Origin of the sequence: Bradyrhizobium sp. 62, from assembly GCF_023073035.1 — a bacterium.
Classification (GTDB): Bacteria; Pseudomonadota; Alphaproteobacteria; order Rhizobiales; family Xanthobacteraceae; genus Bradyrhizobium.
The window spans coordinates 1,249,899-1,263,974 of sequence record NZ_JADPIT010000015.1 but is presented as its reverse complement, the minus strand read 5'-3'; the positions used below and the strand labels follow the sequence as shown (position 1 = coordinate 1,263,974).

Annotated in this window: 18 protein-coding genes; 9 read left to right on the top strand and 9 right to left on the bottom strand. The window is 64.8% G+C overall.

Annotation, left to right across the window (positions count from 1 at the left end; genetic code table 11):
- Positions 1-3: 3 nt before the first annotated feature.
- Positions 4-642, bottom strand: a complete 639-nt coding sequence (locus tag IVB47_RS16625; protein ID WP_027567348.1) for an HAD family hydrolase — start codon at positions 640-642, stop codon at positions 4-6.
- Between the two features lie 605 nt (positions 643-1,247).
- Here IVB47_RS16625 and IVB47_RS16620 point away from each other — a divergent pair.
- The gene (locus IVB47_RS16620; protein WP_027567346.1) at positions 1,248-1,448 is read left to right on the top strand and encodes a hypothetical protein; all 201 of its coding nucleotides are present in this window, start codon (positions 1,248-1,250) and stop codon (positions 1,446-1,448) included.
- A 55-nt stretch (positions 1,449-1,503) separates the two neighbouring features.
- Here IVB47_RS16620 and IVB47_RS16615 read toward each other — a convergent pair whose 3' ends face one another.
- Positions 1,504-2,544 carry a TRAP transporter substrate-binding protein gene (locus IVB47_RS16615; RefSeq protein ID WP_247462675.1) on the bottom strand — a complete coding sequence of 347 codons (1,041 nt, stop codon included), beginning with the start codon at positions 2,542-2,544 and terminating at the stop codon, positions 1,504-1,506.
- A gap of 114 nt (positions 2,545-2,658) precedes the next feature.
- Here IVB47_RS16615 and IVB47_RS16610 point away from each other — a divergent pair, with 114 nt between their 5' ends.
- The 4 genes from IVB47_RS16610 (at position 2,659) to tsaA (ending at position 5,319) form a co-directional block, all read left to right on the top strand.
- Positions 2,659-3,603 (top strand): transglycosylase SLT domain-containing protein, encoded by a 945-nt coding sequence (locus IVB47_RS16610; RefSeq protein ID WP_247463193.1) that lies wholly within the window; start codon positions 2,659-2,661, stop codon positions 3,601-3,603.
- A 105-nt stretch (positions 3,604-3,708) separates the two neighbouring features.
- Positions 3,709-4,449 (top strand): AzlC family ABC transporter permease, encoded by a 741-nt coding sequence (locus IVB47_RS16605; RefSeq protein WP_247462674.1) that lies wholly within the window; start codon positions 3,709-3,711, stop codon positions 4,447-4,449.
- Positions 4,446-4,796 carry an AzlD domain-containing protein gene (locus IVB47_RS16600; protein ID WP_247462672.1) on the top strand — a complete coding sequence of 117 codons (351 nt, stop codon included), beginning with the start codon at positions 4,446-4,448 and terminating at the stop codon, positions 4,794-4,796. Before IVB47_RS16605 ends, IVB47_RS16600 begins: the two co-directional genes overlap by 4 nt.
- A gap of 31 nt (positions 4,797-4,827) precedes the next feature.
- A complete protein-coding gene (tsaA, locus tag IVB47_RS16595; RefSeq protein ID WP_247361675.1) occupies positions 4,828-5,319 on the top strand; it encodes a tRNA (N6-threonylcarbamoyladenosine(37)-N6)-methyltransferase TrmO in 492 nt (163 codons plus the stop codon).
- Between the two features lie 137 nt (positions 5,320-5,456).
- On the opposite strand, the gene IVB47_RS16590 is transcribed toward tsaA, so the two are convergent.
- The 4 genes from IVB47_RS16590 to IVB47_RS16575 are packed head-to-tail and all read right to left on the bottom strand — an operon-like array spanning position 5,457 to position 8,453.
- Complete coding sequence (locus IVB47_RS16590; protein WP_027518417.1) at positions 5,457-5,885, bottom strand: HIT family protein; 429 nt, start codon at positions 5,883-5,885, stop codon at positions 5,457-5,459.
- 52 nt (positions 5,886-5,937) lie between these two features.
- On the bottom strand, positions 5,938-7,179 hold the full coding sequence (locus IVB47_RS16585) for a GNAT family N-acetyltransferase (protein ID WP_247462670.1): 1,242 nt from the start codon (positions 7,177-7,179) through the stop codon (positions 5,938-5,940).
- 54 nt (positions 7,180-7,233) lie between these two features.
- Complete coding sequence (locus IVB47_RS16580) at positions 7,234-7,980, bottom strand: glycerophosphodiester phosphodiesterase (RefSeq protein WP_247286847.1); 747 nt, start codon at positions 7,978-7,980, stop codon at positions 7,234-7,236.
- Between the two features lie 5 nt (positions 7,981-7,985).
- Positions 7,986-8,453, bottom strand: coding sequence for a RidA family protein (locus IVB47_RS16575; RefSeq protein WP_247462668.1), 468 nt, complete (start codon positions 8,451-8,453; stop codon positions 7,986-7,988).
- A 235-nt stretch (positions 8,454-8,688) separates the two neighbouring features.
- Here IVB47_RS16575 and IVB47_RS16570 point away from each other — a divergent pair, with 235 nt between their 5' ends.
- On the top strand, positions 8,689-9,534 hold the full coding sequence (locus tag IVB47_RS16570) for a cell envelope integrity EipB family protein (RefSeq protein ID WP_247462666.1): 846 nt from the start codon (positions 8,689-8,691) through the stop codon (positions 9,532-9,534).
- Positions 9,535-9,599: 65 nt separating this feature from the next.
- On the top strand, positions 9,600-10,001 hold the full coding sequence (locus IVB47_RS16565) for a RidA family protein (RefSeq protein WP_247462664.1): 402 nt from the start codon (positions 9,600-9,602) through the stop codon (positions 9,999-10,001).
- Between the two features lie 41 nt (positions 10,002-10,042).
- On the opposite strand, the gene IVB47_RS16560 is transcribed toward IVB47_RS16565, so the two are convergent.
- From IVB47_RS16560 to IVB47_RS16550, 3 genes are read right to left on the bottom strand one after another with little or no spacing between them, the layout of a single operon-like run.
- Positions 10,043-10,450, bottom strand: a complete 408-nt coding sequence (locus IVB47_RS16560) for an ACT domain-containing protein (protein WP_247462662.1) — start codon at positions 10,448-10,450, stop codon at positions 10,043-10,045.
- A complete protein-coding gene (locus IVB47_RS16555) occupies positions 10,447-11,739 on the bottom strand; it encodes a DNA polymerase IV (protein WP_247462660.1) in 1,293 nt (430 codons plus the stop codon). The genes IVB47_RS16560 and IVB47_RS16555 overlap by 4 nt, the downstream gene beginning before the upstream one ends.
- Positions 11,736-12,047: a DUF3572 domain-containing protein gene (locus IVB47_RS16550; protein WP_027518410.1), complete on the bottom strand. Its 312-nt coding sequence runs from the start codon at positions 12,045-12,047 to the stop codon at positions 11,736-11,738. The genes IVB47_RS16555 and IVB47_RS16550 overlap by 4 nt, the downstream gene beginning before the upstream one ends.
- Positions 12,048-12,301: 254 nt before the next feature.
- Between IVB47_RS16550 and IVB47_RS16545 the strand changes: the two genes are divergently transcribed.
- Complete coding sequence (locus IVB47_RS16545) at positions 12,302-12,667, top strand: response regulator (protein WP_007603272.1); 366 nt, start codon at positions 12,302-12,304, stop codon at positions 12,665-12,667.
- 14 nt (positions 12,668-12,681) lie between these two features.
- The gene (locus IVB47_RS16540; RefSeq protein ID WP_027567334.1) at positions 12,682-14,055 is read left to right on the top strand and encodes a PleD family two-component system response regulator; all 1,374 of its coding nucleotides are present in this window, start codon (positions 12,682-12,684) and stop codon (positions 14,053-14,055) included.
- The last annotated feature ends 21 nt before the right edge of the window (positions 14,056-14,076 follow it).

The following is a 14,076-nucleotide window of genomic DNA, read 5'->3' as shown; positions in this document are numbered from 1 at the left end:
CGATTAGATCACGCAGTGACCGAGCAACTCGGGATGCGCGGCGCAGATGTGATGCGCGCCGGCGTCCCGCAGCTCGGCCTCGCTGCCGTAGCCATAGAGCACGCCGATCGCGGTCATGCCGTTGGTGCGGGCGCCGACCACGTCATGGCTGCGGTCGCCGATCATGATCGCGCTGGCAGGATCGACCTTGGCTTCGTCGAGCGCGTAACGCAGCAGGTCACGCTTGTCGACGCGCGTGCCGTCGAGCTCGGAGCCGAACACGCGCTCGAAATACGGTTTCAGGCCGAAATGCTCGACGATACGGGTGGCGTAGACCGCGGGCTTGCTGGTCGCCACGAACATGCGCGGTGTTGTCGCGGCAAGCGTTGTCAGCGTGTCCATGATGCCGGCATAGGCCTCGTTCTCGAACAGGCCGACCTCGCTGAAGCGCTCGCGATAGAGCAGCAGCGCCCGATCGGCGAGTTCCGCGCTGCCCGTGAGCTTTTGCAGGCTGGCATGCAGCGGCGGGCCGATGCACCAGGTCAGCTCGTCCTCGCTCGGCACCGCGACGTTGAGCCGCTCCAGGGCGTACTGGATCGAGCGCGTGATCCCGGGCTTCGGGTCGGTCAGCGTGCCGTCGAGATCGAAATAGATTGTCACCATATTGCCGCGCCTGTGTTGATACCGCCGCCTATTGCCAGACCTAAACGAGGCCGGGGACCAAGGCAAACGCGTAACCATCATCACGCCGAAATTCGCCTTCCCAATACCGCATATCCCTTAAAGCTCGCTATTCGCGGGAGGGAAGCGTAGAGTCGTGCCATCACCGCCTTTCCTTGGCATCAACCGGTGACTGAGGGTCACCAGCGCTCCCGCCGACTAAGCAGGAGCGTGCATGACTCGTTTTCGTCTGGTTTACCGGATCCGCCGGAGAGCGCTTCTTGTCGCGTCGATGCTTGGCACATTGATACTTGGGACACTGCCGCAAGGCGCTGTCGCGGCAGGACCGGACTGCCGCGCGATCGAAAGCACGAGCGGACGTCTCGCCTGCTACGATGCTGCGTTTCCTCCGAAGGAAAAAAAGCCCGCTGCTGCGGAGAACGATGGATCGCGTGCTGCCTACAAGGACCCGTTCGTGGCGGAAGAGGCCAGAACCGCAGCGAAGCTGAAGAACATCTGTCGCGGCTGTTGAGAGGTGCTCGTTCGCCGCGTCTCGTTGATCGGCGAACCCGGACGAGAGATCGAGACAATTTTCCAGGAGAGGCCGGATGAGCGAGCGACTTGAAACCCTGAAGAAGGCCCGTGATCGCATGATCGAGGACAGGGACGCGCATGCGAAAGTGCTGGCCGCTCCCTTTGTGCGCGACACGGCCGAGCGCGCGCGCAACAAGTTCATCGAGATCCAGGCGCTGATCGATGCCCTCGACCGCGCCATCCGGGGCGAAATCCCGGTTCCGGTCAAAGACTAAGGCAGTAGGCAGCGACACCAGCGGAGCGTTCATTGCTGATGCCGCTAGCGCTCCCTCATTGCTGTCTCGCCCATTCGACGATGGCGGTCGCCTCCGCGCCTGCCCGGGTTTCCCAGGCGGCGATGGTGTTCGTTGCTGCCTTCCGAAGCTCCGTGACAAGGAACGCAGGCGCCGGCTCGGCGATATGGACGCCATTGTCGCGCATGCGCGCATAGTTCTCGATGGTGCGGTGGGTCAGTAGCGCGAGCTGGCTCCGTTCTGTCTCGGCCGCCGCGGCCAGCACCTCGCGCTGCATCGGCTCGGAGAGCTCGGCAAAGGCGTCGCTGCGGACGAAGGCAATCGAGATTGGCATCGCGTAGTTGATGGCCGTGAAATGCGGCAGGAAGTCCCACAATTTGCGCCCCGCGCCGCCGTCGCCGGAGGTGAGGAAGGCATTCAGCCGGTGTTCCTTCAGGCCGGCGAGCGCCGCGTCCATCGGCAGGAACTGCGCGTTCGCGCCGGCCGCGCGCATGACCTCGGTGGAATTGGCATCGTAGGTTCGCAAGTTCAGTTTCGGCAGGTCGTCGGCACCTTCAAGCGACCGCTCCGACCAGAGGCCCGTAGCCGGCCAGATCGTCACATAGAGCAGCTTGAGGCCGCGCGCCGCGAGCGCCTTCTCATAGAGCGGGCGCGCCCGCAGATTGGTGGCGCGGGCGAGATCCACCGATTGCACCAGGAAGGGCAAGGTGGACAATCCGAGCACGGGATCGATGCCCGAGAGCGCGCCCGCGAAGGCATCGCCGCCCGCGATCCGGCCGTCCAGCGCCGCGCGCGGCATCTCGCCCGAGTTGATCTTGAGCTGGTTGTCGAAGGCGTTGGTCACGGTCACGAAACCGTGGGTACGGTCGGAGACGCGGCTGGCGAAAGTCGAGAGTCCAATCCCGGAGATGTTATTCTCAGGGTATTCCGTGGTCATCCGCCAATTGACTTGAGACGCGTCCTGAGACGCCAGCTGCGCGGCGGCTGGTGCGACGCTCAGGATGAGCGCGGCGAGGACAAGAATCGTGCGGATCCGTTTGGCGGGGTAACGCATTGGGAGAAGCGGGTCAGGCAACATATATTGGCAACTCGTCGAACCATGGCACGATGCCACAACATGGCAGATCACATTGTCGCATGCCGCGCCGAGGCGCGCCACCGCCATGCCTGCACAGGATGGGTGCAGATGGCGATGTGCATCATCCCCGCGCTGCTCGTCTCGGCGACCCAGGCCGCGGCATGGGACAGTTCGCCCGCCAAGACAGATGTCGCCCCCAGCGTCGAAGAGCTCGCGACGCCGCCGGCGAAGCCCGCGGATGCGCGCGAGAGCGACACGCGGGAATCGATCTGCCTGATCGTCGAGGCCGCAGCGCGCGATGCCAATCTGCCGCTGGAGTTCTTCGCCCGCGTGATCTGGCAGGAGAGCCGCTTCCAGGCCGATGCGGTGGGGCCCATGACGCGCAGCGGGGAACACGCGCAGGGGATCGCGCAGTTCATGCCGGGCACCGCGAGCGAGCGCGGGCTGCTCAATCCCTTCAATCCGGTGCAGGCGCTGCCGAAGTCGGCCGAATTCCTGAACGAGCTGCGCAACCAGTTCGGCAATCTCGGCCTGGCGGCGGCCGCCTACAATGCCGGGCCGCGCCGGGTGCAGGAATGGCTCGCCGGCACCGGCGGCATGCCGGAGCAGACCCGCAATTACGTTCTTGCCATCACTGGCACGAGCGTCGATGCCTGGGCCAAGGCAGGCGCGACCGGCAAGGGGCCGCCCAGCGCGCCGCCGACAAGCTGCCGCGATCTGATGGCGCTGTTGAAGCGCGCGCCGAATGCCTTCGTCGCCGAGCTCGAGCAGCATGTGGAGCTTGCGGCTGCAAAGATCTGGGGCGTGCAGCTCGCCGCGGGCTTTGACCGCAACCGGGCGTTGGCGATGTATTCCCGCGCGGTCACGCGGCTGGGCGCCGTGATCGGCGAACGTGATCCGAGCCTGCTGAGCTCAGTGATGCGCAGCCGTGGCACGCGCGCCTTCTACCAGGTGCGCATCGGCGCCGATACGCGGAGCGAGGCGGATGAACTCTGCGGCCGCATCCGCAAGGCTGGCGGGGCATGCTTCGTTCTGAAGAATCGCGGTGTGAGCGGATAGGGCATCTGTCCCAGCGTGCATGCCAGCCCCGCCGCGCGCTTCCTTGACGCGAGGCGCCGCATTGCCCGTTATGCAGGCACGATTCCTCACCCGGCCAAGACTCCCGTGGCGCTTCCTCCGCTCGATTCACCTCAATGGCAAAGTCCTTGGCGCGCCTTTGCGTGGGGACTGCGCTCGATCACGCAGACGATCCTCACCCTCGTCCTGTTCGCGACCTATCTCGGCATTGGCGCGCTCGCCCACGACACCCATTTTAGCCTGCTATGGGCGCTCTGCTCGACACTGTTCGTCTGGGCGGGGCCGGCGCAGATCATCCTGATCACCACGCTCGGCTCAGGCGCGACGATCATCCAGTCGGCGATCGCAGTCACGGTCAGCGCCGTCCGCCTGTTTCCGATGGTGGTCTCGGTGCTGCCGCTGATGCGCACGCCGACGACGAAGCGGCGCGAGCTGTTTTTCGCGGCGCATCTCACCGCGGTGACACTGTGGGTCGAATGCCATCGCTTCCTGCCGCAGGTGCCGCGTGAACGCCGGATCGCATTCGTCAACGGACTTGGCTTCGGACTTGTCTCGGTGTGTCTCACCGCCAACACGGTCGGCTATTTCCTTGCCGCGAATCTGACCCAGACGCTTGGGGCGGCGATCCTTTTGCTGACGCCGCTGTCCTTCCTGTTCTCGACCGCGCGCAACAGCCGCGAGGTCGCCGACGTCGTCGCGCTCGCGCTGGGGGTTCTGCTCTATCCATTGGCCGCGAAGATGAATTCCGGCCTCGACATTCTCGTCAGCGGCCTCGTGGCGGGCACCATCGCCTATGGCGTGCATTGGTGGCGGGGGGTGCGCGCATGAGCTTTGCGCAGCTCATTGGCGACTGGCACGCGCTGGCGGTGCTGTTCGTGGCCGGCGTCGTTCCCAACCAGATATGGCGCATGCTGGGCCTGTGGTTCGGCGGCGGCATCGACGAGGGCTCCGAGCTTCTGGTCTGGGTACGGGCGGTCGCCACCGCGATCCTGGCCGGCGTCATCGCCCAGATCGTGGTCGAGCCGCCCGGGGCGCTTGCGAGTGTGCCGGATGCCTTGCGCTACGGTGCGGTCGGCGCCGGCCTCGTCGTCTTCGTATTGACCCGCCGCTCGATCTTCGCGGGCGTGGTCGCGGGCGAAGTCTTCATGCTGGCCGGCAAGTGGTGGTTGGGCTAAAACCACGGGCGAACAGCAGGGAATTGGAAATATGGTTCGCGAAAACGAGCTCCGCGAGGGTGAAGTCTCCATCGAGCTGCCGCCGACGCAGGATGCCGGCCTCGTCTTCATCGGCCGCATCCGCACGCCCTGGAGCTCGCGGCTGGAGACCCCGCGACAGGGCCGGCATGACGGCCCGATATGCCGCCTCGAGATCTTCGAGCCGTTCGTGCCGGCGATCAAGGGCGTCGATTTCTACGGCAATCTCGAAGTGCTCTACTGGCTCGACAAGTCGCGCCGCGACATTGTCCTGCAAAGCCCGAAGAACAACGAGAAGACCCGCGGCACGTTTTCGCTGCGCTCGCCGGTGCGCCCCAATCCGATCGGCACGTCGATAGTGAAGCTCGTCGGTATCGAGGGCAACGCGATTCTGGTGCGCGGGCTCGATTGCCTCGACAACACGCCACTGATCGACATCAAGCCGGATCGTTGCGAGTTCACGCCGCTGGCCGCGCCGCAGCCGGGGGATTTCCAGACGGAGTGAAGTCTCTCCTACGTCATTGCGAGGAGCTCTTGCGACGAAGCAATCCAGACCGCCACCACGGACATAGGCAATCCAGAATCCGTGCCGCGGAAATAGCTGGATTGCTTCGCTGCGCTCGCAATGACGCGTGGAGAGCGTCAGCCCGCTTTCAACGCCGCGATCAACTTGGTCGCGTTCTCTTCCAGGACCTTGACGTCTTCCTTGCGGCTGGCGGGCGGAAGCATCGCCACGCCGTCGTGGCGCGGCATCACGTGCATGTGGAGATGAAACACCACCTGTCCGCCGGCCGCCTCGTTGAACTGCTGCACGGTGATGCCGTCGGCCTTGAATGCCGTCATCGCCGCGGCTGCGATCTTGTGCGCGCCGCGGGCGACATGCGCGTAGTCGTCCGGCTTGATGTCGAGGATGTTGCGGGCAGGGGCTTTTGGAATCACCAGGGTGTGGCCAGGTACCCGCGGCATGATATCGAGGAAGGCGAGCACGTGCTCATCCTCGTAAACCTTGTGGCAGGAGAATTCACCGCGCAGGATCTTTGCGAAGATATTGTTGGGGTCGTAGGCGGTCATGGCGGCGGCTCCCTAGAATTTTGCGATTACTGTCACCAGCCGCAGCGAACCGTCAAGGCACCTCGTCGGCGCCTTTGCGGAACGGGCCGAGCTCGGCCAGCTCACGTCCGGCTTCCGCGACATAGGCGCGCTCGCGCTTGAGGTAATCGTCGATGGCGCGGCGCAAGCCCGGATCGGCGATGAAGTGAGCGGAGTGGGTGGTCCGTGGCAGGTAGCCGCGTGCGATCTTGTGCTCGCCCTGTGCGCCCGCCTCGACATACGCCAAGCTGCGTTTGATGGCGAAGTCGATCGCCTGATAGTAGCAGACCTCGAAATGCAGGAAGGGATGATGCTCTACCGCACCCCAGTTGCGGCCGAACAGCGTGTCCGATCCGATGAAGTTGATCGCGCCCGCGATCCAGCGATCGTTGCGGCGCGCCATCACCAGCAGCACGTCATCGCTCATGGTCTCGCCGATCAGCGAAAAGAATTCCCGCGTCAGATAAGGCCGGCCCCATTTGCGTGAGCCGGTCTCCATGTAGAATTGAAAGAAGGCGTCCCAGGCATCTTCGGTGATGTCCTTGCCCGTGAGGCAGTGGATGGTGATCCCGGCAGCCAGTGCATCGCGCCGCTCGCGCTTGATTGATTTGCGGTGACGGGAGTTCAGCGTCGCCAGGAAATCGTCGAAACTCGCAAAACCCTCGTTGTGCCAATGGAACTGCTGGTCGGTGCGCTGGAGGAAGCCGTGCTCAGCCAGCAGCTTCCACTCCGCCTCGCGGGCGAAGGTGACGTGGACCGAGGAAGCCTTGCTGACGCCGCACAGCGCCACCAGCCCGCTCGCCAGTGCCTCCGTGATACGCGCGTGGTCGACGCCGTCGCGGACCAGCAGCCGCGGTCCCGTGGCCGGCGTGAAGGGAACCGAAACCTGCAGCTTCGGGTAGTAGCGCCCGCCGGCGCGCTCATAGGCATCGGCCCAGCCGCGGTCGAAGACATATTCGCCTTGCGAGTGCGATTTCAGGTAGCAAGGCACGACACCGGCGACGCGGCCGTCGATCTTAGCCACGAGATGCCGCGGTCCCCAGCCGGTGCGGATCGTGGCCGAACCCGATTTCTCAACGGCCGATAAAAACGCGTGGGAGACGAAGGGGTTATAGGCAGGCTTTGAGAGGCCGAGAGAATCGCCTGGAAGCCCGGATGAGGTTCCCTTGTCATGCCCGTTGCAAGACTTGCCGGGATTGGCGCAGGCATCCCAGTCGTCCGGCGACAATTCGCCAATGGAAGGTACGGCCTCAAGGGTGATTTCGGATGGTGCCATCGTGCCCAAGATCGTGCATTGCAGCAGCGACTGCAAGAGTGGGAAACATCAAGCCTACGGCACGAAGCCCTCGAAGATCATCTGGTCCGCATGTTGCGCGACCCGCGTCCGCTGCTCGGTCGTACGCACGGTCCACCCGAGCAGAGCGCAGCCGAACAAATTGCGGGCCATCCAGGGGGCCGGGGCGGGCAGGTCGTCGACCCTGAAGGCGACGAAGTGCGGCTGGGTCTGGAAGCCGTGGCGCAGGTACAGCATGCTATCGCGCTGCTCCTGGGTCCGGTAGGCCCAGTATTCGTCCTGATAGCTCCGCTGCGCGACGATGCCGCGGGGACGGGAGGGCAGCAGCTCGCGCAGCGCCAGCACCTGGTCCGGGTCGAAGGACATTCCGACGGCGGGGCCGTCATAGGACGCCAGCACCTCGGCCATCCGCTTCACCAGCTTGCGGTCACGATCAAAATGGCTCTTGACCTCGATCACTAGCGGCACGCGGCCGGCGACCAAGCCGCAGAGGTCGCTGAGCGACATCATCCGCTCGGCTGTGTCCTTGAACGTGAGCGCCTTCAGTTCAGTGGCGGTTTTCTCGACCAGCGGGCCGGTGGCCTCGGTAAGGCGGCCGAGCGCATGGTCGTGATGCACCATGGCCTCGCCGTCGGCGGAGAGCTGGATGTCGACCTCGATCGAGAAATTGCCCGCAATCGCAGCCTGCACCGCGCCCGGCATGTTCTCGACGATGCCGCGGGAAATGTCGTGCAGGCCGCGATGGGCGACCGGGCGGGCTGTCAGCCAATCAGGAGCGCGCATTCGCCTCAGGCGACCTCGAACATGCCTTCGACCTCGACCGCCGCATCCGCGGGCAGGGAGGCGACGCCCACGGTGGTGCGGGCATGACGGCCCTTGTCACCGAAGGCAGCGACCATCAGGTCGGAGGCGCCGTTGAGGACCTTCGGCCCATCCAGGAAGTCCGGCGCCGAGTTGATGAAGCCGCCGAGGCGCACCACGCGCACGACCTTGTCGAGGTCGCCGAGCGCCGCCTTGACCTGGGCCAGCAGGTTGACGGCGCAGCCGCGGGCGGCGGCGGCGCCGTCTTCGATGGTCACGCCGGCGCCGAGCTTGCCCTTGGCGATCAGCTTGCCGGCGGGATCGAAGCAAACCTGGCCCGAGACGAACAGCAGATTACCGGTGCGCACGAACGGCACGTAATTGGCCACGGGGGTGGGGGCCTCGTGCAGCTTGATGCCTTGTTCCGCCAGCTTCTGCTCGACCGTTCCCGCCATGTCTGACCTCGTTGTCCAAAAATCCATCAGCCCCGGCGCATCCGATGCAGCCCGGGGCGGGACCTGTTTCGCCCATCGTGCCGCCACATGCAAGCAACCCTCGGGGCGGGATTTTGTTGAGGCAGGGCAGGAGGTTCAACGCAAAGGCCGCAACTTTACGTGAAACGGCCTCAGTTGCGACGCAATGGAACGTTCATTAAAATGTCGAATCTGCGCTTTCCCCAAGGGACCAGACATGCTGCACCTTTTCCGGACTTCGCTCGGTGTGACGGCGCTCGCGGCGGCCGCTCTCGGTCCCGGAGGCGGGGCGCTGGCCGCGAACGGTCCGTTCCTCGCGCATCAGGCGCTCTATGATTTGAGCCTGGTGAAATCGCGCTCCAATTCGATCAACAGTGCGCGCGGCCGTATCCTCTACAATTTCACGGGAAGTTCGTGCGAAGGCTACACCTCCGAATTCCGCCAGGTCTCCGAGCTCGACAGCGGCGAGGGTAAGGTCACGCTCAGCGACCTCCGCTCCAATTCCTGGGAGGACGCTGGCGGTAAAAGCTACCGCTTCAAGATCGAGACGCGGATGAACGAGGCTGACGCCGGCTGGGTCGACGGTTCGGCGGAGCGCGACGGCGACCACATCAACGTCAAGCTGAAGCTGCCGGCACCGAAGAGCTTTACGCTCGACGGCAAGATCGTGTTTCCGACCGAACAGATCCAGCGCATCATTGCCGCCGCGAAAGACGGCAAGTCGCTGCTCGAACTCTCCGTCTATGATGGCTCCGACGATGGCCAGAAGGTCTACAACACGCTGACCGTGATCGGCCAGCCGATCCCGGCCGAACGCGAAGGTTCGCCCGATCCGTCGACTTCAGACGAGCACATGAAGTCGCTCAAGCGCTGGCCCGTCACCGTCAGCTATTTCGACCGCGAGGCCCAGCAGAAGGAAGGCGAGCAGACGCCGGTCTACGCGATGGCGTTCGAGCTCTACGAGAACGGCGTCTCGCGCCAGCTTGTGCTCGATTACAACGATTTTGTGATTTCGGGCGCGATGGGCAAGTTCGACGCGAAGGACAGCAAGCCCTGCAATTGAGGGCTGGCCTGCAACGCGGTCTCTGGCTACGCTCCTCCCAACCACAAACATCCGGGAGGCTCACCATGCCCAAGCTCGATCATCTCCGCCCCAGCGGCCTGCATCACAATCCCGCCTATTCGCATGTCGTCACCGCCACGGGGGCGCGGACGATCTACATCTCCGGCCAGGTGTCGGTGGACGAGGAGGGGCGGATCGTCGGCGAGGGCGACATCGCCGCGCAGACCACGCAGGTGATGCAAAATCTCGGGCATGCGCTGAAAGCAGCCGGCGCGAGCTACGCCAACCTCGTGAAGATCACGACCTTCGTCGTGAACTACAAGCCGGAGCTGCGCCCGATCATCGGCAAGGCCCGCTCGGCCTTTTTCGAAGGCATGGAGCCGCCGGCGAGCACGCTGGTCGGCGTCTCGGCGCTCGCCGCGCCGGAATGGATGATCGAGATCGAGGCGGTGGCGGTCGCGGATTGAGATCTTTCCCGTAGCCCGGATGGAGCGAAGCGTAGTCCGGGCTACGAGCGCGTAGCCTTGGACATCTCTTGCAGAAGAACCATCGCGTCGTCCGCCCTGTCAGCCGGCACAAACAGATGATCGTGGTGGAACGCCGAAATGGCGTTCACGCTGATGCCGGCTGTGGCGAGGCGTGCCGTGATTGCGGCCAGAAAGCCCACCGCATCGAGTGTGGAGTGAACCGTCAGGGTGATCAGGCACGATGCAAACGCGTAGCGTAGTCCCGCCGCTTCGGCCTGTTCGCGAGTGATCACGAGCGTCGTTCCTTCCTGCTCGCGGAACGTCAGCAAAGGGCTGAGCGCCGCGGGGATCGACTGGTCTGTCGGGATGGTGCAGAACACGAAAATGCCCGGCCGCCGATCCGGCTTCATGTCTCTCAGCAGCGCGTCGAGATCGCGTTCGCCTGTCATGACTCCTGCGCCTTTTCCGGCCCTTCGTAGGCGATGCCGCGGATCACTGCGGCGCTGCCGAATTTCTTGCGCAAGCTGTCCACCGCGCGCTCGGCGTGGGCGGCACGGCGGTCGAGCATGTCGGTGTCGTCGGCAACCGAGCCCTCGCGCAGGGCGCTGACGCCGGCGCCCATCAGGCGAAAGGCGGTGCCGTCGATCTCTTTCGCCAGCATCTCGCGGCAGATCGAGAAGATCTTTGCGGCAAGCTGCGTCGGGGCCGTGATCGACTGCGAGCGGGTGCGCTGGCGGAAATCGGCGGTCTTCAGCTTCAGCGTGACGGTCAAGCCGGCGAGCTCGCTGCTCTTGAGGCGAGACGACGTCTTCTCGCACAGCCGCCACAGGATCTTCTCCAGCGTCGCGAAATCCCGGATGTCGGTCTCGAACGTCGTCTCGCTCGAAATCGTCTTGGCGCCCCGATCAGGCTCGACGCGGCGGTCGTCGATGCCGCGCGCGAGCCGCCACAGCCTGCGGCCGTCACTTGGAAATCGCCGCATCATCTCGATCTCGTCGGCCTTCTGCAGGTCGGCGATGATGCGGAAGCCGCGCTGCACCAGACGCTCCTGCGTTGCGGGTCCAACGCCGAAAATGAAACCGACCGGCTTGTCGGCCAGCATCTCGCGCGCTTCCTCCTGGTCGAGCGCGGCAAACCCGCGCGGCTTGTCGAGGTCGGAGGCGATCTTCGCCAGGAACTTGTTGCAGGAGAGGCCGACCGACACGCTGATGCCGATGTCGCGCTCGATGTTGCGTGCGAACCGCGCCAGCACCTTGGCCGGGATCATGCCGTGTACCCGCTCGGTGCCTGAGAGGTCGAGGAAAGCCTCGTCGATCGAAAGCGGCTCGACCAGCGGCGTCAGCGCCTGCATGGCCTGGCGCACCTCGCGCCCAACCCGGACATATTTCGCCATGTCCGGCGGGATCACGGCCGCATGCGGGCAGGCTTCCAGCGCCTTGTACATCGGCATGGCCGAGCGCACCCCGTAGGTGCGGGCGATGTAGCAGGCGGCCGACACCACGCCGCGCTTGCCCCCGCCGATGATGACGGGCTTGTCGGCGATGTCGGGATTGTCGCGCTTCTCGACGGTTGCGTAGAAGGCGTCGCAGTCGATATGGGCGATGGTCAGGCTTGCGAGCGCGCGGTGGCGGGCGAGGCGGGGGGAACCGCAGGCGGAACAGCGCCGCACGCCCATATCCAGATCGGCCGAACAATCCCGGCAGAAGCAGCGGGGTCCGGCCGTCTCCAAGGAGGTCACGGCACGTCGCGCTCCCAATTGGGGTCGCCGAGCGCGTCGCCGAGAACCTGCCGCGCTGCGGCAACGTTGGTCGGATGCAGTTCCGCAGTGCTGGCAAAGGCCTTCACGGTGGCGTCGTCGCGCATCACGAAATCGAGCACGCTGAGCAGGAAATTGGGGTCCGAGGCCGCATTGCGCAGCATCTCCGGGCCGACCCCTGTCTCGGCCAGGAACAGGCCCAGCCGCTCCGGCTCGCCCGCGACGAAAGACAGCGCCTGAAGCGCAACGATTTCAGCGACTTCGCGCGGGTTGTGAACAGGCTTTTTCACGTGGCCGGTTTGCCTTTCCGTTAACTTTAGGTGTCTACTTTGGGGTCACCATGCCCGAGTCTCGTTCCCAAGTCTCTTGCCCAAGTCTTGCGACCCCCGACAAGCAACTGGAAACCACATCGCAGAAAGTCGGCCCTCGGGTTTAACGAAACTCAAGCGAATTCGAGGCTAGTTTGAATCCAGTTTTCGAAGCGCCGGCGACCGGCGCCTGAGGCGTCACATGCATCGGTCTGCGGACCAATCAGGAGGGCGGGATGGCTAAGACCGTCCTGATCGTGGAAGACAACGAGCTCAACATGAAGCTCTTCCGCGACCTGTTGGAGGCGCACGGCTACCAGACCACCGGCACCAGCAACGGCTACGAGGCGCTCGACCTCGTTCGCAAGATGCGGCCCGACCTCGTGCTGATGGATATCCAATTGCCGCAGGTCTCGGGCCTGGAGGTGACGCGCTGGATCAAGGACGATCCGGAGCTGCGCAGCATTCCCGTCGTCGCCGTCACGGCGTTCGCGATGAAGGGCGACGAAGAGCGCATCCGCGAGGGCGGCTGCGAGGCCTATTTGTCCAAGCCGATCTCGGTCGGCAAATTCATTGAGACGGTCCGACGTTTCATCGGATAGGAAGTGAGTTCACAGTGTCCGCGCGTATTCTCGTCGTCGACGACGTCCCTGCCAACGTCAAGCTGCTCGAAGCCCGCCTGTCCGCCGAATATTTCGACGTGATGACCGCCGCCAACGGCACCGAGGCGCTGGCGATCTGCGCCCGCGCCGAATGCGACATCATCCTGCTCGACGTCATGATGCCGGACATCGACGGTTTCGAGGTCTGCCGCCGCCTCAAGACCGATCCGGCCACGCATCACATTCCCGTCGTGATGGTCACCGCGCTCGACAGCCCGGCCGACCGCAACCGCGGGCTGGAGGCCGGCGCCGACGATTTCCTGACAAAACCCGTCTCCGATGTCGTGCTGATCGCGCGCGTGCGCTCGCTGACGCGGCTGAAGATGATGACGGACGAGCTGCGCATGCGCGCCATCACCTCGCTCGAGATCGGCATGCAGGCACCCGAGCGCAGTGCAATCTCCGACACCGGCAAGGGCGGCCGCATTCTGCTGGTCGACGACCGCCAGTCTTCCTATGAGCGGCTGGCGACGATCCTCGCCGCCGAGCACACCATCGATGTCGAGCCGAACCCGACGGAGGCGCTGTTCCACGCCGCCGAGGGCAATTACGATCTGCTGATCGTCTCGCTCGACCTCAACAATTTCGACGGGCTTCGGCTGTGCAGCCAGGCGCGCTCGCTGGAGCGCACGCGGCATGTGCCGATCCTGGCGATCGCCGACCCCGAGAACTCGACGCGGCTGCTGCGTGGGCTCGAGATCGGCGTCAACGACTACCTGCTGCGTCCCATCGACAAGATCGAGCTGCTGGCGCGTGCCCGCACCCAGATCCGGCGGCGCCGCTACACCGACCATTTGCGCGACAACGTACAGAACTCGATCGAGATGGCGATCACGGACGCGCTCACCGGGCTGCACAATCGCCGCTACATGGAGAGCCATCTCGCGACGCTGGCCGAGCAGGCCGCGACCCGCGGCAAGCCGCTGGCGCTGATGATCCTGGACATCGACTACTTCAAGTCGATCAACGACAATTACGGCCACGACGCCGGCGACGACGTGCTGCGCGAATTCGCCGTGCGGGTCCGCAAGTCGATCCGCGGCATTGACCTTGCCTGCCGCTACGGCGGCGAGGAATTCGTCATCGTGATGCCGGAGACCGATCTCCATGTCGCCGGCATGGTCGCCGAGCGGCTGCGCCGCTCGATCGCCGGCGAGCCCTTTGCGATCCACAAGGGCACCAAGCGCATCGAGGTCACGATCTCGATCGGCCTGACCACGTTGGAGCAGAAGGGCGAGGCGGTTGGCGACGTGCTCAAGCGCGCCGACACCGCGCTCTACCGCGCCAAGCACGACGGCCGCAATCGCGTGGTGTCGCACGCGGCGTGAGGCCGCTCGCACCGGCCGGCG